Raw genomic sequence first — 24,239 nt, 5'->3', positions numbered from 1 at the left:
ACCTTCCGCGCCACCCTGGCCTGGCTCTCATGAACCACCAGACACGCGCTAGCGGACCACCGTCGCGTCGTCGTGACCGCTCTCCCCCGCGGCGCGCAGGCTGCCGCAGGAGCGCTCGACCTCGTCCCAGACCCGGCGCGCGTCCGGGTCGGTGCTGATCCACTGCCCCGCCGCATCGGCCGCCTCGCGGTCGCCGTGCTCGGCGAGGACGTGCAGGTCCACCAGCCGGTCCAGCCACGGCGCCCGTCCGACCTCCAGCGCCACCAGTTCGGGAGCGGCGTCGTCGTCCCAGGGATTGCGGGTCAGCATCCGTCTCTCCTGCCGTCGTGGCGTGTGTGTGGGCCTGTGTGTACGCCGCCCCGGGCCGTCCGCCGGGAGGTGTGAGCGGGAGCACGGATCGCGATCGCCGAGCGGACGGGGACTGTCGACCGGGCCACGTCGGGCCGTCTGTCGGTTTCGGCAGGTGGCCCCGACGAGAACTCTGCGATCAGGTACCCCGTGTACCGAAGGTCGCCCGGACCCGCGTCCTCCCCACCGCACACGCGATCCGCAGGCCCGCGCCGGGCCCTGGAGGACCTTTGAGCATCACCCCGAGTGCCACCACCACGACGATCGAGACCACCGCGCACCTCTCCGACGCCGACGTCGAGGCGCTGGGTGCCGAGCTCGACGCGATCCGTGCCGAGGTGATGGACGACCTCGGCGACGACGACGCCCGCTACATCCACCGCGTGATCGCCGTGCAGCGCGGCCTGGACGCCGGCGGCCGGGGACTCCTGCAGTTCTCGCTGCTACCGCCCGCGTGGCTGGCCGGCACCGCCGCGCTGTCCGTCTCCAAGATCCTCGAGAACATGGAGATCGGGCACAACGTCCTGCACGGCCAGTGGGACTGGATGAACGACCCCGAGATCCACTCCACGAACTGGGAGTGGGACTCCGCCTCCTCCGCCGAGGGCTGGAAGTACTCCCACAACTACGTCCACCACACGTACACCAACGTGCTCGGCAAGGACCGCGACCTCGGCTACGCCGCCTTCCGGATCGACCCCGACCAGCCGTGGAAGCCCTGGCACCTGCTCCAGCCCTTCTACAACGTCGCGCTGGCCGCCGGGTTCGAGTACGGCATCGCGATCTACGACATCGAGCTCGAGGAGGTCGCGGCCGGTCGCAAGCCGTGGGCGCAGGCGAAGACCGAGCTCGGCGGCCTCTGGCGCAAGATCCGTGGCCAGATTCTGAAGGACTACATCGGCTTCCCGCTGCTGTCCGGCCTCGCCGCCCCCACCACGCTGCTCGGCAACCTCACCGCGAACGTGACCCGCAACGTCTGGAGCCACGCGGTGATCTTCTGCGGGCACTTCCCGGCCGGCGCGGAGACCTTCACCGAGGACCAGCTCGACGGCGAGACCCGGGCGCAGTGGTACCTGCGCCAGATGCTCGGGTCGGCGAACCTCGAGGGCTCGCGGGTGTTCCACCTGATGACCGGCAACCTGTCGCACCAGATCGAGCACCACCTGTTCCCGGACATGCCGTCCAACCGGTACGCCCAGGTCGCGCCCAAGGTCCGCGCGCTGTGCGAGCAGTACGGGCTGCCCTACACCAGCGGCTCGCTGCCCCGCCAGTACGGCAACGTGCTCGCCACCATCGCCCGTCTCGCGCTGCCCGGCGGTGGCACCCCGACCGACCCGGAGACCCCGCCGACCACCACCGCGACCCGCGGCGACCCGGTGCGTGCCGAGCCGACGGCCGCGTGAGCACGGGCCCCGGGACCCTCGAGCACCCGGTCGTCGACCCCGACCCCGCCGGCGGGGCGGTGACATCGCGCGGGACACCGCGGGCCCGCGGGTGGATCCACCTGTGGGCGTCGGTGGTGGCCGTGGGGCCGGGGATCGCCCTGGTCGTCCTGGCCGCGTCCACCGTCTCGGCGGCGGCGGCGACCGCCACCGCGGTCTACGCGGTCACGGTCCTCGCGCTCTTCGGGGCCAGCGCCGGCTACCACCGGGGACGGTGGGCCTCCGGGCGGACACGCGAACGCATGCGCCGTCTCGACCACTCGACGATCTACGTGTTCATCGCCGGCACCTACACACCGATCGCGGTCCTTGCGATGTCCACCCCGACCGGCCCGATCATCCTCGCCGTCGTGTGGGGTGGAGCCCTGGCCGGGGTGGCCCTGACCCTGCTGTGGCCCACCGCACCGCGATGGGCCGGGGTACCGCTGTACCTGGCACTGGGGTGGGTGGCGGTGTTCGCACTGCCCGACCTGCTGAGCGTCGGCGGCGTCGCCGTCCTCGTGCTGGTGGTCGCCGGTGGCCTGGTCTACAGCGTCGGAGCCTTCGGCTTCGCGCTCCGCCGTCCCCACGGGCGGCCTGCCACGTTCGGGTTCCACGAGTACTTCCACACCGCCACCGTGGCCGCCGCACTGTGCCACCACGTCGCGATCTGGCTACTGCTGTACGCGTGACGACACAGGATCGGCCGGCGCGACCGAGAAGTCGGCGTCGTGGTTGCCATCCGTCGCTCCGAGCGCCATGCTGATATCACGGTTGTGGGCAATCGAGGTCGTCGGACACTCGCCCCACGACCTGGCGGTCCCCCAGCCCCGGAGCTGTCGTGCGTCACCTCCCTGTGACGCCCCGACGTCCGGAGAGGCTGCCCGGCCTGATGACCACGATGCGAACCCCGCCCACCGAGTCGGTGGACCCCTCGAGCAGGCTGATTCTGGCGCTGCACCATCCCCGGCCCGGAGCCGTGCTGGTCCGCGCCCATGGTGAGGTGGACCTCGGCACGGTCGAGGACCTGCGGGCCGTGCTGGAGCGAGCCGGCCGGGAGCCCCACCCCGACACCGATCGCGAACCCGATCACCTGGTCTGGGACCTGGACGGGATCACCTTTCTCTCGGCGGCCGGGGTCGGCGCCCTCGCCGAGGCCGGCGACGCGGCCCGCCGGCGTGGCGCAGACGTGCACCTGATCGCCTCGACCCGCCCGGTCCGTCGCGTGCTGTGCCTGTGCGGCCTGGACGAGGAGCTGCCGATCGCCCCCCGGCTGGTCGACTCCCTCTCCCCGGGGACACCCGGGATCCCTGCTCCCCGGAGCGCGACGTGACCCGCCACGATGACCGGCCCGCGGCACCGGGCCTGGCCGAGGCCATCGCCATGGGCCTGCGCGCGCTGCGGGACCTCACCGCTCCGCCGGCCGGGGTCACCTCGGGCGACCTCGAGCACGTCCTGCGGGTCGCCGCTGCGCGCCACGAGACCTCCTGCGGCCTGACCTCGGGCGACAGCGCGGTCCCCCGCCCCCTCGAGAACGCGGCCGTCGCGGTCCGGACCGCCTGTGCCCACCTCAGCGCCGGCGACCTCCCGGACACCTACCTCGCCCTGTGCACCGCGCGCGACGCCCTTCCGCTCGAGCTCCTCCGAGCCGAGCAGCCCGTCCTGCGGGACCCGGGCTCTCCCGGCGACGCCCAGGTCCGGCGTGCCGGTGCGGTCGCCGGGAACCGGCAACGCGCGCTCGGCGAACGCGCCGCCGTCGAGCAGGCCGCCGGCGTGCTCGCGCAGCACGCCGACACCTCGGTCGACGAGGCGCTCGCCCTGCTGCAGGCCCATGCCGAGCGGCACCAGTTCGTGCTCGCCGAGCTCGCCGCCGACGTCGTCGCCGGCCGCGTCGACAGCACGGCCGTCGCCGGCACGGCCACCGGGACGCGCCACCGGCGTCGAGAGCCGGTCAGTGACCGGTCCGTGTGAGAGGTCTGGCCCGATGGTCTACCGTCCGTGGTGTCGTCGTGACCCCGAGCCGTCGGCTCGCGAAGCCCCGGACCCGGCTTCGGCGTGGACGCAGAGCGGATGGCTGCGCGTGCCGGCAGGGATGTTCCGTGAGCAACGAGAACGACGCGTTCGAGGGTGCCGCACCGGCCGACGAGGCTCGGCGGCGTCGTCTGGCGGCGCGCCTCGACGATCAGACCGCCCGGGCGAACGGTCGAGGGCGGCGGTCGCGACCGACCCGGGGGACGACCGGGGTGCGGGAGCGCCTCCAGCAGGTGTGCGTGGTCACGGTCCACGTCGTCGGGGTGGACGGCGCCGGTGTCACGGTGATGGGCAGCGTCGAGGCCGGTCTGGACGGGCACCGCGACCAGCTCGCGGCCACCGGTGGGTTGGCCCGCCGGCTGGAGGACCTCCAGCTCACCGCTGGCGAGGGCCCGTGCCTGGACGCCTTCCGGGAGGGCAGACCGGTCCTGATCCCGGACCTGGCGGGCGAATCGGGTCGCTGGCTCGGGTTCGGACCGGAGGCGGTGGGGGCCGGAGCCGCGGCCGTGTTCTCGCTGCCCCTGCAGGTCGGCGCGATCCGGCTGGGGACCTTCGACCTGCACCGCCGGACCGCGGGTCCGCTCACGGACGAGCAGCTCGCCGACGCGCTGGCGATGGCGACACTGGCGACCGAGGCGCTGCTCGAGCTCGCCGAACAGGACGGTCCCCCGGACCCCGGCGGCGGTCGCGAGGTGGCTGCGGGGTGGCTTCCGGACGTGCACGCCGACGTGCACGCCGCCTCGGGGATGGTCTCCGCCCAGACGGGATCCGACGTGCGTTCGGCGCTGCTGCATATCCGGGCGCACGCCTTCGGCAGCGGCGAGCCGATCCACGAGGTCGCCCGGCGCATCATCGACCGCGACCTGACCTTCCCGCTCCCTGACGACAACGGTCCCGGACACGGACCCACCGCACCCGACGAGGAGGGAGAGCCGTGAGCAACGGCCGAGAGCCCCAGGTCATCGACACGTTCCTGGCGCTCACCGACACCCTGACCCGCGATTTCGACGCTCTCGACATGCTCACCACGCTGAGCGAGAGCTGCGTCGAGCTGCTCGACGTCTCGGCCGCGGGGGTCATCCTCGCCGACGGCCAGGGCGGCCTGTCCGTCGCCGCGGCGTCCTCCGAGCGCACTCGGCTGCTCAGCGTCTTCGCGGTGGCCATCGACGCGGGCCCGTGTGTGGACTGCGTGCGCACCGGTCTCCCGGTGATCAGCGAGGACCTCAGGACCCCGACCGCCCGCCAGCGGTGGCCGCGCTACGTCTCCGGCGCCGACGAAGCCGGGTTCCGCGCGACGCACGCCCTGCCGATGCGGCTGCGCGACGACGTCATCGGTGTGTTGACCCTGCTGCACACCGACCACCACGCGCTCACCGACGCCGATACCCGCCTCGGCCAGGCCCTGGCCGACGCGGCCACCATCGGCCTGCTGCACGAACGCGCCGTCCGCCATGCCGAGACCGTCCAGGAGCAGCTCCAGGGCGCCCTCAACAGCCGCGTGATCATCGAACAGGCCAAGGGCGTGCTCGCCGGCAGCACCGCCCTCGCCCCGGAGGACGCGTTCACCGTGTTGCGCAGCCACGCCCGCGGGCAGGGCATCCGACTGACCGACCTGGCCCGCGGCGTCGTCGACGGCACCATCGACCTCACCAGCGTCGTCCGGCCGGCACTCTGACGCGACCGGCCTGGTCGTCGAACACGGCCTCGGCGTCGGCGGCCTTCCTGCGGATGCACCCGGCCGACGAGCGCGAGGGGTCACCCCCGTGGAAGGCGATCCCGCCGTCGGCGAAGAACGTCGAGAAGGGCATCGGGGCGGGGCGGCCCTCGGCGGTCCGTGACGCGAGGAGATCGCGGGGCGGGCGCCCTGCACGTGCCGCTTCCCCGTCCCCATCGACTCGAACGGGTCGGCCCCGGAGCCTCCGGACGGGTGACGCCGGGATCTCGAGCAAGGACGCTCTGGACGAGGATGAGCGCGTGCCGTCACCGGACATCGCCGTGGGCCGCGTCTACGACCCGCGGGAGCCCGACCGCCTCCGGGTCCTGGTGGACCGGCTGTGGCCCCGGGGCCTGCGCAAGGACGCCGCCGACCTCGACCGGTGGGCCAAGGACGTCGCGCCGTCGAGCGAGCTGCGCTCCTGGTACGGGCACGCCCCCGACCGCTCCGACGAGTTCGCGCGCCGCTACCGCGCCGAGCTCGCCGAGCCGGAGCGGGCACAGGCCCTCGACGACCTGTGCGCGTGGCAGGACGGACGCGACCTCACCCTGCTCACCGCCACCAAGGACCTGTCGACGAGCCACGCGACCGTCCTCGCCGAGGTCCTCGCGGGCCGGCCTCGACGGCCCTGATCCTCGTCGAGCGCGGCCCGGCGGAGGAGGATGGCCGGTTCCTCCGAGGAAGGAGCCCTGAGATGTCGAAGGACGAGATCGAGCAGAAGGCGACCCTGTCGCGCCAGGAGGTCGCGCGGTGGCTGGCGGATCTGGCGAAGGCGATCGAGAGCGGCGGCACCATGCAGGTCTCGCTCACCGGCCCGCCCGTGACGCTGGAGCTGCCCGAGGAGTTCCGCTGCGAGCTGGAGGTCGAGCCCCACGGCGACACGGTCGAGCTGGAGATCGAGCTCACGTGGCCGAGGACCCGCGCTCGGGCCCGTCACGACGCGCCCACCGCGGCTACTCTCGCCCGACCGGAGTGAGATCGATTTCCCAGGAGAGGAGGCACCCATGGCGGGTGGAAAGATCGAGCAGAGGGTCATCCTGTCGCGCCAGGAGGCCGCCAAGTGGCTCCACTCGCTCGCGAACGCCCTCGAGAACGGCGGCACGACGGAGGTGGCGCTGGTCGGACCGGGCGTGGCGCTCAACCTGCCCGACGAGTTCGAGGTCGAGCTGGAGCTGGAGCCCTACGGCGACAAGATCGAGCTGGAGTTCGAGCTCATGTGGCCGAACTCCGGCGCCGAGCCGGCGGCCGAGGAGAAGCGCTCGAGGGTCGCGGCCGCCGACGGCCTGCGCTGATCAGCTCGTCTCGGCGGTCAGGGCCTCGTCGAGGATCGCGACCCCACGGTCGATCTCGGCGTCGGAGGCCGTGAGCGGCGGGGCGATCCGGAAGATCCCGCCCATGCCCGGCAGCTGCACGATGTTCATGTGCAGGCCGAGGTCGGCACAGCGCCGGGTGACGGCGCCGCCGAGCGCGTCCGCGTCGCCCGATCTCCCGTCGCTGCGCCCGCCCCGACCCACGTCGACCAGCTCGAGCCCCACCAGCAGCCCGCGTCCCCGGACGTCGCCGATCACCTTGTGCCGCTCGGCGAGCTCGAGCAGCCCGCCCTGCAGGCGGTCGCCGAGTTCGCGGGCGCGCTCGTCGAGGCGGTCGCGGATCAGCACGTCCAGCACGGTGTTGCCGACGGCGGCGGGCAGCGGGTCGTTGACGTGGGTGGTGAAGAACAGGAACCCGCGGTCGTGGGCCTCCTGCTCGATCGCCTCGCTGGTCAGCACCGCCGCCAGCGGCAGCCCGGCGCCGAGGGTCTTCGAGAGGGTCAGGATGTCCGGGATGATCCCTTCCCCCGTCGCTCCGCTCGCCCTCTTACCGTCGCGCTCGAACGCGTACCAGTCCCCGGTGCGGCACAGGCCCGTCTGCGCCTCGTCGACGATCAACAGCATGCCGCGCTCGTGGCACTTGTCCCGCAGCGCGGCGAGGTAGCCGGGCGGGAGGTCGATGACGCCTCCGGAGCTCAGGATCGGCTCGACCAGGCACGCCGCAAGGCTGCCGACCGACTGCGCGTCGATCAGGTCGAACCCGAGGTCGAGCTGGCGTCGCCAGTCCAGCTCCCCGTCAGCGTCGACGAGGTCGGGCCGGAACCGGTCGGGCACCGGTAGGGCGAAGTTGCCGGGCGCGGCGGGTCCGTACCCCGTGCGTCCGGCGACGTAGGTCGCGTTCGCGGCCGCCCCCGTCATGCCGTGCCAGGACCGGGCGAACGAGACGATCTCGTGGCGGCCGGTGACGAGCTTGGCCATCCTTAGCGCCGCCTCGTTGGACTCGGCGCCCGTGGTCAGCAGCATCGCCTTCTCCAGCGGCGCCGGGAGCGTCTCCGACAGCCGCCGGGCGAGGTCGAGGACCGGGCGGCTCAGCATCCCGCTGTAGAGGTGGTCGAGGCGGCCGACCTGCTCGCGGACGGTCGCCACGATCTCCGGGTGGCCGTGCCCGAGGATCGCGCTCATCTGGCCGGACGTGAAGTCCAGCAGCTCGCGCCCGTCCTCGGTGATCACCGTGCTGCCGCCGGCCCGGTCGGCGATCCCGGGGCTGAACCCGCCCCGGCCGGAGTACCGGATCAGATGTCGCTCGCGCTCGGGAGGGGTGGGCTCCGGCATGGTCGGCGACGCTACGGCCTGGACGTCGCCGCCGTCAGGTCCTCGTCGCCGTGCCGCCGGGGGAGACGACCGTCACGGGACACCGACGCTTGACCATGCCGCAGCGGCACGGTCTTCACTGTCGTCGGCACACCGGTCCCGAGGCCCGTCGACAGGAGGAGCAGCCCCCATGGCGTGGAGCACCCGGCAGCTCGCCGAGCTCACCGGCACCACCCTGCGTACGGTCCGGCACTACCACGAGGTCGGCCTGCTCGAGGAGCCGAAGCGGCGCGCCAACGGCTACAAGCAGTACGGCGTGGCCCACCTCGTGCGCGTGCTGCGGATCAAGCGACTGACCGATCTCGGGCTCTCGCTCGCCGAGATCGCCGAGATGGGCGACGCCGACGAGCACCCCGAGGCGGCGCTCCGGAGGCTGGACACGGAGCTCGCCGCGACCATCGAGCGGTTGCAGCGGGTCCGCGCCGAGCTCGCCCTCATCCTGCGCGAGGCGGCGCCGACCGACCTGCCGCCCGAGATCGCCCCGGCCGCCGCCCGCGCGGACCTCTCGGACGCCGACCGCTCCTACATGGTCGTCCTGTCCCGGGTCCTCGGGCCGAAGGGCATCCAGGCCTACGCGAACCTGATGACGAACTACCAGCACGAACCCCTGATGACGGAGTTCGACGAGCTCTCCCCCGAGGCCGACGAGCAGACCCGCCAGGACCTGGCCGAACGGATGCTCCCCCACGTCCGCGCCCTGCGGGCCGAGCACCCCGAACTGCGGACCGCGGACGAGGACGCTCCACAGGGCGCGAAGTTCGCCGCCCGCACCATGGGTCAGGCGATGGTCGAGCTCTACTCCCCGGCCCAGCTCGACGTCCTGAAGCGGGTGGGGCGGGTGATCGCCGAGACGCCGGTCGAGGGCGACTGATCCGGGCGGATGCTTCGGAGACCGAAGCATCCGTGTCGGGGGAACGGGTGGCGGTGCCGAGGACACCGGCGGACACCGCCCGCGCTCAGCGGGCGTTGTGGAAGATGATGCCGAGCACGTGCCGCTCGCCGGTGTGCACCGCCGAGACGCCGTGGCGCATCTGCACCCGGTGGTGGCCGCGCGAGCCCTGCTTCGGGCGGTGGCGCACCGGGAAGACCACGGCCTGGCCCAGGCCGGGGCGCGCCACCATCGGGCGCGACTGCTGGCGGGGTCGCTGCTCGACGAACACGCTCTCCCCGCCGGTGAAGTCGACGTCGGGCGTGTTGAGCATGACGAGCACCTGCAGCGGGAAGGTCAGGTCGCCGTAGACGTCCTGGTGCAGGCAGTTGTAGCCGGTCGGGCCGTAGCGCAGCACGAGCGGCGTGGGCTTGTGCTGGCCTGCTGCCGCGCACGCCTCGACGAGCCCGTCGTGGCACTCCGGGAAGGTGTCCTCCCCGAGCAGCCCGGCCCAGCGGTTCGCGATCTGCGCGAGCGGCGGGTACAGCCGGGTCCGCACCGTCTGGACCAGCGACGGGAGCGGATCCGCGAAGTAGCGGTAGCGGCCCTCGCCGAACGACAGCCGCGCCATGTCGATGGTGGACCGGAACGCGTCCTCGTCGTCGAAGACGTCGATCATCTGCCGGCACTGGTCGGGGTCCAAGAGCGGCGCGGTCATCGCGAACCCGTCGCGATCGAGGCGGGCGGCGAGGTCGTCCCAGTCGACGCGGTCGAGGGCGGGGAGCTCCTCGGTCGTGGTGGGACTCGTCGTCATCGGTTCTCCTGGAGGGTCGGCCACCGGTCGTGCTCGCGGGACGGGCACCACCGCGCAGGGTCGGGGCGTCCGTCGCGCCGTGGCACGAGGGAGAACCCCGATCGGGTCGTGGGCGTGGCACGCGCGGGCCCGGGTGTCGGAGCGCCATCGGTCATGAGGCACCGTGCGGACAGGCATTCCGCTGCGGAAACGGCGCCCGCCGAAGCGTCCTGGGAGGAATCAGAAGTATGTCCGACACGACTCGCAACGAGACCGTGGCGACGGACGATCCGCCGGTCGGGGACGGCGAGGCCGGGACCGGGACCGACAGCACCACCGCGACGGAGAGCGCCACCCCGGCGGACAGCACGCCCGACGAGGACGCCGACACCCCGGCCGCCGCGGTCGACGATGACGACTCGGGCAATTCCGACGACGACCTCACCGACGAGGACGACGACGAGGACGACGACGAGCCCGCGGGCCGTCCGATGGGCCTCGTCATCGCACTCGGCGCCGTCGCCGCGCTCGCGGTGGTGGCGCTGGCGGTGACGGCGCTGCTCTACCCCGGCTTCCTCGTCAAGCCCGGTTCACCGGACGCGCGGGCGACGGAGATGACCACGGCGCTCGCGAACAAGGACGCGGCTGCGCTCGAGTCGCTGTCGTGCCACGACCAGCAGGGGCTGTCGTCGAACCCGTTCCCGCCGGACGTCATGTCGATCGTCCAGTCGGCGACGCCGAGCGGACCTGCGGAGCTCAAGCTGGACACGCAGGCCCGGGCACCCGTCGACATCGTGGTGAGCGCCGGGGGACAGACCCAGACCCTGCCGGCCGATCTCGTGCTGGCCGTGACCGACGGCAACTGGTGCATGACGGGCGTCTCCCAGCGCGGGTGAGCTCAGTGGACGACCGGGAGTCGGGCCGGGGATGATTCGGGCAACCGCCGACCCCGCCCGACCCCCGAGGACCCTGTGGACCCCGCGGACCAGCACCGCCTGCGTGACCTCGCGCGGCTGCGCCGTGTCCGCGACCGGATCGACCGCGAGTACGCGCAGCCGCTCGACGTCGAGGCGCTCGCGCGCGGCGCGGCCATGTCGGCGGGGCACCTGAGCCGCGAGTTCCGGCGCGTCTTCGGCGAATCGCCCTACAGCTACCTGATGACGCGGCGCATCGAGCGCGCCATGGCCCTGCTGCGCCGGGGCGACCTCAGCGTCACCGAGGTCTGCTTCGCGGTGGGCAGCTCGTCGCTGGGCACCTTCAGCACCCGCTTCACCGAGCTCGTCGGCATGTCGCCGAGCGCCTACCGGAAGCAGGCGGCGGGCCCGGGTCCGGGGATGCCGCCGTGCGTGTCGAAGCAGGTGACCCGACCGGTCAGGAATCGAGAAGCACGGGTCTCCGGGGCGCCCCTAGCGTCACCGTCATGAGCACACCCGACCTCACCATCCACCACGCCTTCCTCCCCCACACCGACAACGACGCCTCGCTCGCGTTCTACCGCGACACCCTCGGCTTCGAGGTGCGCAACGACGTCGAGTGGAACGGGCTGCACTGGCTCACCGTCGGCCCCGTCGACCAGCCCGCGACCTCGATCGTGCTGTACCCGCCCGCCGCCCAGCCCGGGATGACCGAGGAGGAGCGGCGCACCGTGGCCGAGATGATGGCCAAGGGCACGTTCGCGTCGATCAATCTCGCCACCACCGACCTCGACGGCACCTTCGAGCGCCTGCAGTCCGGCATCGCCGACGGGGCCGAGGTCGTCCAGGAGCCCACCGAGCAGCCGTGGGGCATCCGCGACGCCGCCTTCCGCGACCCCGCGGGAAGCATGATCCGGATCTTCGAGGTGAAGTGACGCATCCACCCGCAGGAACGGAGCCCCCGATGAGCACGGCCATCCGCACCGACGCGCCGGCACAGGCCGCGGCCGACAGCCACGACCTGATCCGCGTCCACGGCGCGCGCGAGAACAACCTGCGCGACGTGAGCGTCGAGCTGCCCAAGCGCCGGCTCACGGTCTTCACCGGCGTCTCGGGCTCGGGCAAGAGCTCGCTGGTGTTCTCGACGATCGCCGCCGAGTCCCAGCGGATGATCAACGAGACCTACAGCGCGTTCCTGCAGGGGCTGATGCCCACCCTCAACCGGCCGGACGTCGACGTCCTCGACGGGCTGACCACCGCGATCGTCGTCGGCCAGGAGCGGATGGGCGGCGACGTCCGCTCCACCGTCGGCACCGCCACCGACACCGGCGCCATGCTGCGCATCCTGTTCAGCCGGCTCGGCGAGCCGCACATCGGAGGGCCGCAGGCCTTCTCGTTCAACGTGGCGTCGATCAGCGGGGCGGGAGCGGTCACCCTCGAGAAGGGCGGCCGGGAGATCAAGGAGCGCCGCGAGTTCAGCATCACCGGCGGCATGTGCCCCCGCTGCGAGGGCCGGGGTACCGCGTCGGACTTCGACCTCACCGCGCTCTACGACGACGCCAAGTCGATCGACGAGGGCGCGATCACGATCCCCGGCATGAGCATGGACGGCTGGTTCGGCCGGATCCTGCGCGGCTGCGGCTTCTTCCCGGCGGACAAGCCGATCGCGCAGTTCACGAAGCGGGAGCTGAACGACCTGCTCTACAAGGAGCCGACGAAGCTCAAGATCGAGGGCATCAACCTCACCTTCACCGGGCTGATCCCGCAGATCCAGAAGTCGTTCCTGTCCAAGGACCGGGAGGCGATGCAGCCCTACGTCCGCGCGTTCGTGGACCGGGCGGTCGTCTTCGCGGAGTGCCCCGAGTGCGGCGGCACCCGCCTGTCCGAGGCCGCGCGGTCATCGAAGATCGCGGGCGTCCACATCGGCGAGGTCAGCGCGTGGCAGATCAGCGACCTCGCCGACTGGATCCGTGGGCTCGACGAACCCTCCGTCGGGCCGCTCCTGTCGTCGCTCTCGGAGACCCTGGACTCGTTCGTCGAGATCGGGCTCGGCTACCTCTCCCTCGACCGCCCGGCGGGCACGCTCTCGGGCGGCGAGGCGCAGCGCACCAAGATGATCCGGCACCTCTCCTCGGCGCTCACCGACGTCACCTACGTCTTCGACGAGCCCACCATCGGGCTGCACCCGCACGACATCGACCGGATGAACACGCTCCTGCTGCGCCTGCGCGACAAGGGCAACACCGTGCTCATCGTCGAGCACAAGCCCGAGACGATCGCGATCGCCGACCAGGTCGTCGACCTCGGCCCGGGGGCCGGCACCGCCGGCGGGGAGATCGTCTACCAGGGCAGCCTCGACGGGCTGCGGGCCAGCGGCACCCTGACCGGCCGGCACCTCGACGACCGCGCCACGCTCAAGACGTCGGTGCGCACGCCGGACGGCGCGATGGAGGTGCGCGGCGCGGACTCCCACAACCTGCGCAAGGTCGACGTCGACATCCCGCTGGGCCTGCTCGTCGCCGTCACCGGCGTGGCCGGCTCGGGCAAGACCTCCCTGATCCACGGCTCGGTGGCGAAGCGGGACGGCGTGGTGCTCGTCGACCAGACCGCGATCAAGGGCTCGCGACGCAGCAACCCGGCGACCTACACCGGCCTGCTCGAGCCGATCCGCAAGGCGTTCGCCAAGGCCAACGGCGTGAAGCCGGCGCTGTTCAGCGCGAACTCCGAGGGCGCCTGCCCGAACTGCAACGGGGCCGGCGTGATCTACACCGACCTCGGGATCATGGCGGGCATCTCGACCCTGTGCGAGGTGTGCGAGGGGAAGCGCTTCGACGCCTCGGTGCTCGAGTACACCCTTGGTGACCCCTCCCACCCCAAGGACATCAGCGAGGTCCTGGCGATGCCGGTGGCCGAGGCCGTGGAGTTCTTCGGGGCCGGCGACGCGAAGACCCCCGCCGCCCACAAGATCCTCGTCCGGCTCGCCGACGTCGGGCTCGGCTACCTCACGCTCGGCCAGCCGCTGACGACGCTCTCGGGCGGCGAGCGTCAGCGGCTCAAGCTGGCCACGCAGATGGGCGAGGAGGGCGGGGTCTACGTGCTCGACGAGCCCACCACCGGCCTGCACCTCGCCGACGTGGAGCAGCTGCTGGGCCTGCTGGACCGCCTCGTCGACTCCGGCAAGTCGGTGATCGTCATCGAGCACCACCAGGCGGTCATGGCGCACGCCGACTGGATCATCGACCTCGGCCCGGGGGCGGGGCACGACGGCGGCCGCGTGGTGTTCGAGGGGACACCGGCCGACCTCGTCGCCGGCCGTTCCACCCTCACCGGCGAGCACCTGGCGGCCTACGTCGGGGCGTGACCCGAGTCGTCATTGTTGACGACGTACAGCGCCGATCGGGTGATAAGTACAGACGTCTCCTCGGCCTCGCTGTCACCGTGGGTGACCTTCGCGTCGTCATCGGAGGTCCCCATGTCGCTGAGCACCCTGCCCCGGTCCGTCCGCACGCCGTCCGGGCCCCGTCACGAGCACACCCGCGCCTGCTACTGGGACCACCTCGAGTGCCGCTGGGCCTGCACGCCGCGGGAACGGACCGTGCCCGCGCCGCGACGATCCCCCGAGCGCTGACTCACTCCGTCGCCGCCGAGCGCCGGGGCAGCCTCGTCGCCCCGATGACGGCGACGAGGCAGAAGGCGAGCGTCCACCAGAAGGTGTCGGCGAAGGCCAGCGCCACCCCCGGCTCCCCCCGGTGGGCGCGCGCCTCGAGGCGGGTCTGCAGGACCACGGCGAGGACCGCCGTGCCGATCGAGCCGCCGAGGACGTTGAGCAGGTTCAGCGCGCCGGAGGCCCGCGGGAGCTGCGCGTGCGGCATCGACGAGTAGACGATGTTCATCACCGGCGCCCCGATCATGCCGAGGCCGATCCCGCGCACGAGCAGTGACGCGATGATGAGCGGGTCGGACGGCGCGCTGCCGAGCTGGGTGAACAGCACCGTGCCGAGGGCGATCAGCCCGATGCCGGTGAGCACGAGGGTGCGCGGGGCCACCTTGTCGATCGTCCGGTTCACCACCACCGAACCGAGCGCCGCCCCGAGACCCTGCGGGACGAGAAGAAGGCCGGCGGCGAACGGCGTCAGGCCGCGTCCCGCCTGGAAGTAGAGCGGCAGCAGGAACACGGCGCCGTACACCGAGGCGCCGAGGATGATCAGTGCGCTCGCCGCGGCCCCGAACGGTGGGCGCGTGAACAACCTCAGGTCGATGAGCGGGACGCCACGCATCCGCACCGCGTGCACCGCGTAGGCCATCAGCAGGACGACGCCGCCGACGAGGCCGAGGAGCACCGGGACGAAGTCGAGGGAGCGTCCGTTGCCGACCTCCGTGAGCCCGAACACGAGCGCCGCCACCCCCGGCGGGAGCAGGGCCGCACCCAGGACGTCGAACGGGGCGCCCTGGGCCGCGGGCGGATGGGGCGCGACGAACCGCAGGGCCAGCAGCACGGCGACGAGACCGATCGGCAGGTTGACGTAGAACAGCCACGGCCAGCCGGCGACGCCGAGGATCGTGCCGCCCACGATCGGCCCGATCACCGGCGACAGCAGGGGGATGACCCCGACGATGCTGATGATGCGCCCGATGCGCTTCGGTCCGGCCTCGCGGGCGACCAGGGCCTGGCCGACCGGCGGGAGGAGCCCGCCCCCGAGCCCCTGGATCACCCGGAACACGACCAGGCTCTCGACCGACCACGCGAGGGCGCACAGCAGCGAGCCGGCGAGGAACAGCACGACCGCGGAGATCCAGGTGCGGCGGCCCCCGAACCGGTCGACGATCCAGCCGGACGAGGGCACGGCGAGCAGGAGCGCGAGCAGGTACGCCGTCGTGACCCACTGGATCTCGGTCACCGACGCCCGGAACTCCTGCGCCAGGGTGTCGATGCCGACGTTGACGATCGTCGCGTCCAGCGTCGCCATGAAGGTGCCGAGGACGAGGACGAACGCCGTGCGCAGGAGTCGTCCGTCGATCTCGGTGGGCGCGGGGGGCGGCTCGGAGGCCTCGGGCGGGGAACCGGCGGCGGTCACGAGGTCGGGGTCCTCCGAGGTGTGGGCGTGGGGGTGGGGAACGGGGACGGATCCGGACTCGGCCGAAGGATAGGGTGCCCTAACAACCAGCGCCCGGTGCGGCATCCGGCGAGACGACCCAGGAGGGACCGACCCATGGACCGCGAACGACCCCGCGAGCGCGTCGCGGAGGCCCGACTCGGCGCCGGGGGCGCGAAGGTGCCCTACCCCATCCGCATCCGCCGCCTCGAGGTCGTCGGCCGGCAGACGATCACCCCGACGATGCTGCGCCTGACCCTCGGCGGCGAGGACCTCGTGGGCTTCGAGAGCCACTCGGTCGTCGACGAGCACGTCAAGATCGTTTTCCCGGACCCGGACGGCGGGCTGCGCGTCCCCGAGCCGAACGGGTCGATGGTCCGCTGGCCCCACCCCATGCCCCCGACCCGCGACTACACGGTGCGCCGCTACGACCCGGCGGTCGGTGAGCTCGACCTCGACGTCGTGCTGCACGCCGGCGGCCTCGCCTCGGAGTGGGCGGCGCGCGTGGGCCCCGGCGAGCCGGTGTGGGTCGCCGGGCCGCCCGCGGGGCTGGCCGTGCCGGAGCACTACGACCGCTACCTGCTCGCGGGCGACGCCACCGCGCTGCCCGCGATGGCGCGCTGGGTCGAGGGGATGCCGGCGACCGCCCGCGGGTGGGTGTTCGTCGAGGTCGCCGACGCCTCCGAGGAGGTCGACCTCGCCGCACCCGAGGGCGTCACCGTCACCTGGCTGCACCGCGACGGCGTCGCGGCCGGGCGGAGCGACGTCCTGGCCCGCGCGGTCCGCGGCGTCGCGATCCCCGCCGGGGAGTCGGTGTACGTGTGGGTCGCCGGCGAGGCCGGGTCGATCAAGCCGCTGCGGCGCTGGGTGCGCGACGAGCTCCGCCTCCCGCCCGCGGACTGCTCGATCACCGGCTACTGGAAGGTCGGCCTCGCGATGTTCGACGAGGACCACAACCCCGGCGACGGGGAGGACCACGGACACGGGCACGGGCACGGGCATGACGAGGCCGCCGTGGGTTAGCGGGCGCCGGGATCGGAGGGGGTGTCGGCGAGGGCGTCGGCGACGATCGGCCCGATCGCCGCCCACCCGCGGGGCGCCACCATCGCCGCGTGGTCGCCCTCGACGGGGTGGGCGACGAGGCGGTCCGGTCCCACGAGGTCGCGCCAGGCGTCGGCCAGCCGGTCGGCGTCGGTGCCGTCGGTGCCGGGGGCGCCCGCCGCCGCGAACAGCATCAGACGGCCGTCGTAGACGGGCGCGTGGGAGTTCGTCCGGATGGCGACGGTCCGCTCCACCGCGGACCGCACCGCCGCGAGCAGCTCCGGCGCGTCCTCGGCTGCCCCCGGGGGCAGCGCGGCGCGCAGCTCGCGCTCCACGACGTCCGCGGACGGCCCCCGCCCGTCGGCCCGCTCGGCGGCCAGCGGCCCCGAGTCGATCATCCCGGCGAAGGCGACCTCCTCGCCGTCGCCGGCGAGCAGGGCCGCGAGCGCGTGCACCACGTTGCCGCCGAACGAGTACCCGAGCAGGTGGTACGGGCCCTCCGGCTGGATCCCGCGGATCGTCTCGAGGTAGCTCGCGGCGAGCTCGTCGATCGTCGTCGCGGGCACCGGAGACCCCTCCAGCAGCGGCAGCTGCAGCCCGATCACCGGCCGGTCGGACGGGAGCTCGCGCACCAGCCCGGTGAAGACCGTCGCGAAGCCGCCGGCGGGGTGGACGCAGAACAGCGGCGCCGGACCGGTGCCGACGGCACCCCGCAGGGTCAGGACGTGGTCGCGCGGCAGGTCGATGCCCGGCGCCCCGGGGTCGACGTCCGGCCCGACGGTCGCGAGCGCCGCGATCCCGGCGACGGTGCCGCCCTCGAGGACGTCGCGGACGGACAGGGCCACCCCCTGGCGCCCCGCCCGCGAGACGAGCGCGAGGGAGACGATGCTGTCGCCGCCGACGTCGATGAACTCGTCGTCGAGCTCGATCGCGTCGTTCTCCAGCACCTCGCGCAGCACGCCCAGCAGCACGGACTCGGCCGGCGTGGCGGGCGCGCGCGACGGCGTCGACACGTGGTCGGGGGCCGGCAGCGCGCCGCGGTCGAGCTTCCCGCTCGGGCCCAGCGGCAGGCGGTCGAGCGGCACCAGGGCGGTCGGCACCATCGCGCTCGGCAGGACCGCCGCGAGCTCCGCGCGGAGCGCGGCGGGCTCGATCCGCGCGCCGTCGACCGGGACGACGTAGCCGACGAGGCGCCGTTCGCCGGGACGGTCCTCGCGGACCTCGATCACGCCCGCCCGCACGTCGGGGTGGCGCGCGAGCGCGGCCTCGATCTCGGCGGGCTCGATGCGCACCCCGCGGACCTTCACCTGGTCGTCGGTCCGGCCCAGGTAGACGAGCTGGCCGTCGGCGCGCCAGCGCACGCGGTCGCCGGTGCGGTACATCCGCTCGCCCGGCGGGCCGAAGGGGTCGGCGACGAACGCCTGGGCGGTCTGCCCCCGCAGGCCGAGGTAGCCGCGGGCGAGCCCGGGCCCGGCGAGATAGAGCTCGCCCATCATCCCCACGCCGACGGGCAGCAGCCCGCTGTCGAGGACGTAGGCGCGGACGTCGGGATCGGGGCGCCCGATCGGCAACGTCCCCTCGTCGGTGTCGAGGGCGGGCTCGGCCGGATCGTAGCGCCAGGTCACCGCGTTGATCGTCACCTCGGTGGGGCCGTAGGCGTTGAAGAGCGCCCGCCGCCCGTCGCCCCAGCGCCGCGCGAGCCCCGGGTCGAGGCGCTCGGCGCCGACGACGAAGAAGACGTCCGGGTCGACCTGCGCGTCGTCGGGCATCGCGGCGAGGAACGACGGGAGCAGGTTGATCCCGGTGACGCGGTGCGCGGCGGCGTAGTCGAGCAGCTCGTGGCCGGGCAGCCGGACCTCCTCCGGGGCGATCACCGAGGTCCCGCCCGAGAGCAGCGGCAGCATCATCTGCCACACCGCGACGTCGAAGCTCGTCGAGGCGAAGTGCAGGTAGCGCTCCCGGTCGGTGACGCCGACGACGTCCTCCTGCAGCGCGATGAGGCCGGCGAACCCGGTGTGGCTCACCGCGACGCCCTTCGGGCGGCCCGTCGTGCCCGAGGTGTAGATGACGTAGGCGAGCGCGTCGGGCGTGAGACCGCGGCGCGCGTCGGCGGGGTCGTCGTCCCAGGTGGCGGGCTGCTCCCCCACCAGCTCCGGGTCGTCGAGGCGCAGCACGGCCACCGCGTCGGCGAAGGGCAGGCGCCCGAGGTCGTCCAGCACTCCCCCGGTGGTCACGGCCGCCGCGGCGGCGGCGTCGCCGACCATGTACTCGAGCCGGTCCCGCGGGTAGCTCGGGTCCATCGGTACGTAGACCGCGCCGGCCTTGACGATCCCGAAGACGGCCACGACCATCTCGACGTCGCGCTCGAGCAGCACCGCGACCGGCTGCTCGGGCCGGACGCCGCGGGAGATCAGGGCGTGGGCGAGGCGGTTGGCCCGCCGGTCGAGCTCGGCGTAGGTCAACGCGCGGTCGCGGCACTCCACGGCGGTCGTGTCGGGCCGCCGGCGCACCTGGGCGGAGAACTCCTCGAGGCAGCCCCCGCGGACGCGGTGCCCGGCGACGTGGTCGGTGCCCGCGGCGAGGACCCGGGCCTCCTCGGCCGGCTCCAGCAGCCGCAGGCGCGACACCGCACGGTCCGGGTGAGTGATCATCTCGCGCAGCAGCGTGCGCAGCCGGTCGCTGTACTCGCGCACCGTGGCGGGGTCGAAGGCGCCCGGCTGGTAGCCGAAGCGGATCACGATCTCCGGTTCGGGCAGCACCACCACGTTCATCGGGTACTGGGTGCCGTCGTCGGTGTCGACCCCGGCCAGCTCGATCCCCGGCGTGAGCGTCACGCCGGTGCGGGCCGACATCGGCAGGTTCTCGGTGACCATGAGCGTGTCGAAGAGGTCGCCGACGCCGACCGCGCGCTGCACGTCCGCGAGGCCGACGTGGTGGTGGTCGGTCATGGCCATCGACTGCTCGTGCATCGCGGCGAGGACCTCCCGCACGGTGTCCCGGTCGGAGTACGCGAGCCGGACGACGACCGTGTTGCCGAGCTGGCCGATCATCGTCTCGATGCCGTCGATCTGGCCGGAGCGCCCCGACACCGGGCTCGCGAACACCACGTCGTGGCGGCCGGTGAGCCGGGCGAGCAGCAGGCCCCACGCGGTCTGCACGACCGTCGCGAGCGTGAGCCCGTGCGCCCGCGCGAAGGCCCGGATGCCCTCGCTGAGCTCGGCGTCGAGCGCGGTGTGCAGCCGCTCGGGCCGCTCGAGGGCGGCACCCCGCGCGGCGGGCGCCAGCCGGGTGCCCTCGTCGATCCCGGCCAGCAGCTCGCGCCACGCCGCCAGCGACGCGCTGCGGTCCTGACGGGCGAGCCAGCGCAGGAAGTCGGTGACGGGCGCGGTGCGCGGGGCGGGGGCGCCGCCGCCGATCTCGTCGTAGATCGCGAACAGCTGGCGGCAGACCAGCGGCATCGACCAGCCGTCGAGCAGCGCGTGGTGGTTGGTGAGCACCAGCCGGTGCTCGGTCGCGCCCAGCGTGACGAGCACGAACCGGATCAGCGGCGGCCGGGCGGGGTGCCAGGGGCGGTCCAGCTCGGCCCGGGCCGCGGCGGCCACCTCCCGCTCCTGCTCGACGCGTGGCCGGGACGACACGTCGACGTGCTGCCAGCCGAGGACGACGTCCTCGGGCACCACCTGGACGACCGCGCCGGTGGCCGCCGTGGTCAGGACGCTGCGCAGCGCCGGGCTGCGGGCGAGCAGCTCCTCGGCGGCGTCGCGCAGGCGTCCCGGGTCGAGACTGCCGACGAGGTGGTGCACGCCCTGGACGAGGTAGACCTCGGCCTCGCGCTCGTCGCGGGCCAGGCTGTGCACGACGAGCCCGGCCTGCAGGTCGGTGGCGGGGAGCGCCTCGCGGAGGCGCAGCCCGTCCTCCAGCGGGTCCACGTCGGCCGGGTCGACGAGGACCTCGGGCGCCTCGTCCCCGTCCTCCGCCCCCTCGTCCGCCTGCCGCGCGAGGGCGGCCAGGGACGCGACGTCGGGCGCCGCCAGCAGCTCGCGGGGACGGAGCTCGAGGCCGTGCGCCCGCAGGCGCGAGCACACGGAGATCGCGGTGATGCTGTCGCCGCCGATCCCGACGAAGTCGTCGTCCACACCGACCCCGTCGAGCCCGAGGACGTCGAGCCCGATGACGTCGGCGAGGACCTCGCACAGGACGCGCTCCTGCGCGGTGCTCGGCGCCCGTCCCGTCCGGGTCGTCGGGGGCGCCGGGAGGGCGAGGCGGTCGAGCTTGCCGCTGGTGGTGGTCGGCAGCGCGTCGAGCACCACCACGGTCGAGGGAACCATGTGCTCGGGCACGCGCGCCGAGAGCGCGCGCCGTACCTCGTCCGACGACGGCGCGCCGCCCGGCTCGGGCACCACGTAGCCGACCAGCTGGGGACGGCCGGTGCCGGTGCGGATCGCCGCGGCCGCCGCGCGCACGCCGGGCAGCTCGACCAACTGCCCCTCGACCTCGCCGATCTCGACCCGGAAGCCGCGGATCTTCACCTGGCCGTCGCCGCGGCCGAGGTAGTCGAGCCCGCGTCCGGGGACCCAGCGGGCGAGGTCGCCGGTGCGGTACATCCGCGCGCCGGCCGGGCCGAACGGGTCGGCGACGAACCGCTCGGCGGTCGTCCCGGGGTGCCCCAGGTAGCCCCGCGCCAGGTGCGGCCCGGCCAGGTAGAGCTCGCCGACGGCACCGTGCGGCACCGGCTGCAGGGCGACGTCGAGCACGTAGGCGCGCGTGCCGGGCAGGGGGTGGCCGATGGTCGGGGCGCCGGTGGTGACCGGGGCGACCGTGGCGTCGACCGCGGCCTCGGTCGGGCCGTACATGTTGCGGGCGGCGACGCCGGAGTCGGCGACGCGCTGCCACAGCGCGGGCGGGGTGGCCTCGCCGCCGAGGATCAGCAGCGACGGCGGGTGCCCGCCGGTCAGCAGGCCCGCCTCCACCAGCTGCGCGGCCATCGACGGTGTCGTGTCGACGACGTCGATGCGGTCGCGGGCGTACGCCGCGAGCAGCTCCTCGGCGTCCTTGGTCAGCTCGGTGTCGTAGACGTGCAGCTCGTGCCCGCCGAGCAGCCAGAGCAGCTGGTCGATCGAGGCGTCGAACGCGAACGAGTAGGTGTGCGCGACGCGCAGGACACCGTCGGGCACCCTGCCGGCCACATCGGCGGCGGTCTCCCGGTGGTGCGCCAGCAGCCCGGCGAGACCGCCGGCCCGGCCGAGCACGCCCTTGGGGCGCCCGGTCGAGCCGGACGTGTAGATCACGTAGGCGAGGCGGTCCGGGGACTCGTCACCCCGCGCGAGCGACCCCGCCTCCTGGGCGTCGGCGTCCGCACGCAGGTCGGCCACGTCGACGGCGCCGAGCTCGTCGACCGCCGTGTCACTCCCCAGCACCAGCGCCGGGCGGGCGTCGTCGAGCAGCTCCTCCTGACGCCGGCGCGGGTGGGCGAGGTCCAGGGGGAGGTAGGCCGCCCCGGCGTCCATCACCGCGAGGAGCGTGACGACGAGGTCCACGCCACGCGGGAGCGCGAGCGCGACGACGTCGTCGGTGCCGATGCCGCGCGCTTGCAGGGCCCGGGCCGTCCGGTGCACGCGGTCGACGAGCTCGACGGCCGTGAGCCGGTCCGGTCCGCAGACCAGGGCGGTGCGGTCGCCGACCTCGGCGCGCAGCCGGTCGAGCGCGGTCGGCAGGTCGTCGGGCGGGCCGGTCGGCGCCGGTCCCGGTCCCGTCCACTCCCCCACCAGCCGGTCCTGCTCGTCGGCGGGGAGGAGGTCGACGCGGCCGATCGGCGGCGCCTCGTCCGAGGTGAGCGCGTCGATCACCCGCAGCAGGGCGTGCGCGCGCCACTCGACGCCGGCCTGGTCGGTGAGCCGGTCGTCGACCTCGAAGCCGAGCCGGATGCCGCCGTCCGCGGTGGGCGTCGCCGTCAGCTCGAAGTCCTGCGGCGGGCCGCCCGCCACGTTGCGCATGACTCCGGTCGACCCGGCGAAGTCGATCGTGTAGTCGAAGGCCTTGAGGTTGATGCCGCCGATCAGCATCGCGCCCAGCCCGGGCACCCCGAGCTCCCGCGGGAGGTCGGCACCCCGGAAGCGCTGGTGGGAGCGCATCTCCCTCATGAGGCCCGCGACCCGGCGGGCGAGGTCGTCGAGGCGGTCGTCCCCGCGCACGGTGACCCGCAGCGGCAGCAGGTTGACGGCCATCGCCGGGGTGCGCAGCGCCGCCCTCCCGACGCGGCACATCAGCGGCATGCCGATGACGACGTCGGTCTCGCCGTGGGCCCGGTGCAGGAAGGCCGCGAAGCAGCCGATGAGGACGTCGGCCCAGGTCGTCGAGGTCTCGTCCCCGAGGGCGCGCAGCCGGGCGAGCGTGTCCGGCGCGACCACGACCGACGCGGCGACCGTGCGCTCCGGCGCCCCGGACGCCGTGCGCGCGGCACCCGTCGGGTCGGGCAGCGGCGAGAGGCGGTCGCGCCAGTAGGCCCGGTCCTTCTCGTAGCGCTCGCCCGCCCGGTACTCCTGGTCGGCCGCGACGAGGTCGGCGATCGCGCCGAACTCGGGCGGCGGACGGTCGGTGCCCCGGACCAGCGCCGTGTAGTGCGCGGCCGCCCGCCGGGCCATCATCGCCGCGGAGTACCCGTCGATGATCACGTGGTGGTAGAGCTGCACCCACCACACGGCGCGGTCGGAGAGGCGCAGCAGCGTCTGGCTGTCCAGCCGGCGGTCCACCAGCCCGCGGCACGCCTCGGCCGCCCGTGCCCGGATCGACGCCACGGCCGCGTGGGCCGCCGTGACGGGGTCGGGCTCGGCGCGGAGGTCGACGATCTCGGGGGGCCGCGCGCGGTCGTCGGACAGCGACTGGCGTGGGCCGTCCGGGGTGTCGTGGAAGCGCAGGTGCAGCGTCTCGGCCTCAGCGAGCGTGGCGCGGACGGCCTCTGCCAGGGACGCGAGGTCGAGCGGCTCCGTCCCGTCGATCTCCACGACGTCGCCGACGAGGTAGTGCGGGGAGTCCGGCTCCAGCCACTGCGCGTTCCAGATCCCGAGCTGGGCGCCGGTCAGCTCCAGCAGCGCGTCCGCAGGGGTCCGCGTCCGGACAGCAGTACTCAACCCGTCCTCCTGTGTCGCCCGGCCGGAGCCGCTCCCGAAGTCGGTTAGGCATGCCTAACCCATCATTCCGAGCCCCGTTGCCGCAAGCGAGCCCGGACGTCGCATGAGTCACGGTGAGTGTCAGGACCACCACGTCGGGCGATCGCCCGTCTGGTGTCTTATGGAAGGCTGCCCTAACGTCGCGACCGACGCGCGGTCGACGACGCCA

Annotated in this window: 22 protein-coding genes; 16 read left to right on the top strand and 6 right to left on the bottom strand. The window is 73.7% G+C overall.

The window, feature by feature from the left end; all coding sequences use genetic code 11:
- Positions 1-48: 48 nt before the first annotated feature.
- Positions 49-309 (bottom strand): hypothetical protein, encoded by a 261-nt coding sequence (locus tag PH189_RS25335; RefSeq protein WP_274191622.1) that lies wholly within the window; start codon positions 307-309, stop codon positions 49-51.
- A gap of 269 nt (positions 310-578) precedes the next feature.
- Between PH189_RS25335 and PH189_RS25330 the strand changes: the two genes are divergently transcribed.
- The 6 genes from PH189_RS25330 to PH189_RS25305 all read left to right on the top strand — a co-directional run bounded on the left by PH189_RS25330 (position 579) and on the right by PH189_RS25305 (position 5,475).
- Positions 579-1,751: a fatty acid desaturase family protein gene (locus tag PH189_RS25330; RefSeq protein WP_337994191.1), complete on the top strand. Its 1,173-nt coding sequence runs from the start codon at positions 579-581 to the stop codon at positions 1,749-1,751.
- A gap of 59 nt (positions 1,752-1,810) precedes the next feature.
- Positions 1,811-2,461 (top strand): PAQR family membrane homeostasis protein TrhA, encoded by a 651-nt coding sequence (gene trhA / locus PH189_RS25325; protein WP_274191629.1) that lies wholly within the window; start codon positions 1,811-1,813, stop codon positions 2,459-2,461.
- A gap of 200 nt (positions 2,462-2,661) precedes the next feature.
- Positions 2,662-3,102, top strand: coding sequence for an STAS domain-containing protein (locus PH189_RS25320; RefSeq protein ID WP_274191621.1), 441 nt, complete (start codon positions 2,662-2,664; stop codon positions 3,100-3,102).
- Positions 3,099-3,740 carry an ANTAR domain-containing protein gene (locus PH189_RS25315; protein WP_274191620.1) on the top strand — a complete coding sequence of 214 codons (642 nt, stop codon included), beginning with the start codon at positions 3,099-3,101 and terminating at the stop codon, positions 3,738-3,740. The genes PH189_RS25320 and PH189_RS25315 overlap by 4 nt, the downstream gene beginning before the upstream one ends.
- Before the next feature lie 128 nt (positions 3,741-3,868).
- Positions 3,869-4,738 (top strand): GAF domain-containing protein, encoded by an 870-nt coding sequence (locus PH189_RS25310; protein ID WP_274191619.1) that lies wholly within the window; start codon positions 3,869-3,871, stop codon positions 4,736-4,738.
- The gene (locus tag PH189_RS25305) at positions 4,735-5,475 is read left to right on the top strand and encodes a GAF and ANTAR domain-containing protein (RefSeq protein ID WP_274191618.1); all 741 of its coding nucleotides are present in this window, start codon (positions 4,735-4,737) and stop codon (positions 5,473-5,475) included. The genes PH189_RS25310 and PH189_RS25305 overlap by 4 nt, the downstream gene beginning before the upstream one ends.
- On the opposite strand, the gene PH189_RS30365 is transcribed toward PH189_RS25305, so the two are convergent.
- Entirely contained in the window at positions 5,447-5,791 is a 345-nt protein-coding gene (locus PH189_RS30365; protein ID WP_337994190.1) for a L,D-transpeptidase, read from the bottom strand. The genes PH189_RS25305 and PH189_RS30365 overlap by 29 nt on opposite strands.
- Between PH189_RS30365 and PH189_RS25300 the strand changes: the two genes are divergently transcribed.
- The 3 genes from PH189_RS25300 (at position 5,775) to PH189_RS25290 (ending at position 6,806) form a co-directional block, all read left to right on the top strand.
- Positions 5,775-6,146, top strand: coding sequence for a DUF488 domain-containing protein (locus PH189_RS25300; protein WP_274191617.1), 372 nt, complete (start codon positions 5,775-5,777; stop codon positions 6,144-6,146). The two genes, PH189_RS30365 and PH189_RS25300, sit on opposite strands and share 17 nt — an antisense overlap.
- Positions 6,147-6,208: 62 nt before the next feature.
- Positions 6,209-6,490: an amphi-Trp domain-containing protein gene (locus PH189_RS25295; RefSeq protein ID WP_274191616.1), complete on the top strand. Its 282-nt coding sequence runs from the start codon at positions 6,209-6,211 to the stop codon at positions 6,488-6,490.
- Positions 6,491-6,518: 28 nt separating this feature from the next.
- Positions 6,519-6,806: an amphi-Trp domain-containing protein gene (locus PH189_RS25290; protein ID WP_274191615.1), complete on the top strand. Its 288-nt coding sequence runs from the start codon at positions 6,519-6,521 to the stop codon at positions 6,804-6,806.
- On the opposite strand, the gene PH189_RS25285 is transcribed toward PH189_RS25290, so the two are convergent.
- Complete coding sequence (locus tag PH189_RS25285) at positions 6,807-8,156, bottom strand: aspartate aminotransferase family protein (protein ID WP_274191614.1); 1,350 nt, start codon at positions 8,154-8,156, stop codon at positions 6,807-6,809.
- A gap of 169 nt (positions 8,157-8,325) precedes the next feature.
- On the opposite strand from PH189_RS25285, the gene PH189_RS25280 reads away from it, so the two are divergent.
- On the top strand, positions 8,326-9,066 hold the full coding sequence (locus PH189_RS25280; RefSeq protein ID WP_274191613.1) for a helix-turn-helix domain-containing protein: 741 nt from the start codon (positions 8,326-8,328) through the stop codon (positions 9,064-9,066).
- 85 nt (positions 9,067-9,151) lie between these two features.
- Here PH189_RS25280 and PH189_RS25275 read toward each other — a convergent pair whose 3' ends face one another.
- The gene (locus tag PH189_RS25275; protein WP_274191612.1) at positions 9,152-9,877 is read right to left on the bottom strand and encodes a 2OG-Fe(II) oxygenase; all 726 of its coding nucleotides are present in this window, start codon (positions 9,875-9,877) and stop codon (positions 9,152-9,154) included.
- Between the two features lie 227 nt (positions 9,878-10,104).
- Between PH189_RS25275 and PH189_RS25270 the strand changes: the two genes are divergently transcribed.
- From PH189_RS25270 to PH189_RS25250, 5 genes are all read left to right on the top strand, one after another.
- The gene (locus tag PH189_RS25270; RefSeq protein WP_274191611.1) at positions 10,105-10,752 is read left to right on the top strand and encodes a hypothetical protein; all 648 of its coding nucleotides are present in this window, start codon (positions 10,105-10,107) and stop codon (positions 10,750-10,752) included.
- Between the two features lie 75 nt (positions 10,753-10,827).
- Positions 10,828-11,280, top strand: a complete 453-nt coding sequence (locus PH189_RS25265; protein ID WP_274191610.1) for a helix-turn-helix transcriptional regulator — start codon at positions 10,828-10,830, stop codon at positions 11,278-11,280.
- Positions 11,277-11,705 carry a VOC family protein gene (locus PH189_RS25260; RefSeq protein ID WP_274191609.1) on the top strand — a complete coding sequence of 143 codons (429 nt, stop codon included), beginning with the start codon at positions 11,277-11,279 and terminating at the stop codon, positions 11,703-11,705. The genes PH189_RS25265 and PH189_RS25260 overlap by 4 nt, the downstream gene beginning before the upstream one ends.
- A 29-nt stretch (positions 11,706-11,734) precedes the next feature.
- Positions 11,735-14,131, top strand: coding sequence for an excinuclease ABC subunit UvrA (locus PH189_RS25255; RefSeq protein ID WP_274191608.1), 2,397 nt, complete (start codon positions 11,735-11,737; stop codon positions 14,129-14,131).
- A 111-nt stretch (positions 14,132-14,242) separates the two neighbouring features.
- The gene (locus PH189_RS25250; RefSeq protein WP_274191607.1) at positions 14,243-14,398 is read left to right on the top strand and encodes a hypothetical protein; all 156 of its coding nucleotides are present in this window, start codon (positions 14,243-14,245) and stop codon (positions 14,396-14,398) included.
- Position 14,399: 1 nt separating this feature from the next.
- Here the strand turns inward: PH189_RS25250 and PH189_RS25245 are convergent, their stop codons facing one another.
- A complete protein-coding gene (locus PH189_RS25245) occupies positions 14,400-15,845 on the bottom strand; it encodes an MDR family MFS transporter (protein ID WP_337994189.1) in 1,446 nt (481 codons plus the stop codon).
- Positions 15,846-15,980: 135 nt separating this feature from the next.
- On the opposite strand from PH189_RS25245, the gene PH189_RS25240 reads away from it, so the two are divergent.
- Positions 15,981-16,886 (top strand): siderophore-interacting protein, encoded by a 906-nt coding sequence (locus tag PH189_RS25240; protein WP_274191606.1) that lies wholly within the window; start codon positions 15,981-15,983, stop codon positions 16,884-16,886.
- Here PH189_RS25240 and PH189_RS25230 read toward each other — a convergent pair.
- A complete protein-coding gene (locus PH189_RS25230) occupies positions 16,883-24,031 on the bottom strand; it encodes an amino acid adenylation domain-containing protein (RefSeq protein WP_337994188.1) in 7,149 nt (2,382 codons plus the stop codon). The two genes, PH189_RS25240 and PH189_RS25230, sit on opposite strands and share 4 nt — an antisense overlap.
- Between the last annotated feature and the right edge of the window lie 208 nt (positions 24,032-24,239).

It is taken from the genome of Actinomycetospora chibensis (genome assembly GCF_028737215.1).
In the GTDB taxonomy this organism is placed as follows: domain Bacteria; phylum Actinomycetota; class Actinomycetes; order Mycobacteriales; family Pseudonocardiaceae; genus Actinomycetospora; species Actinomycetospora chibensis.
This window is presented reverse-complemented; position numbering and strand designations above follow the sequence as displayed.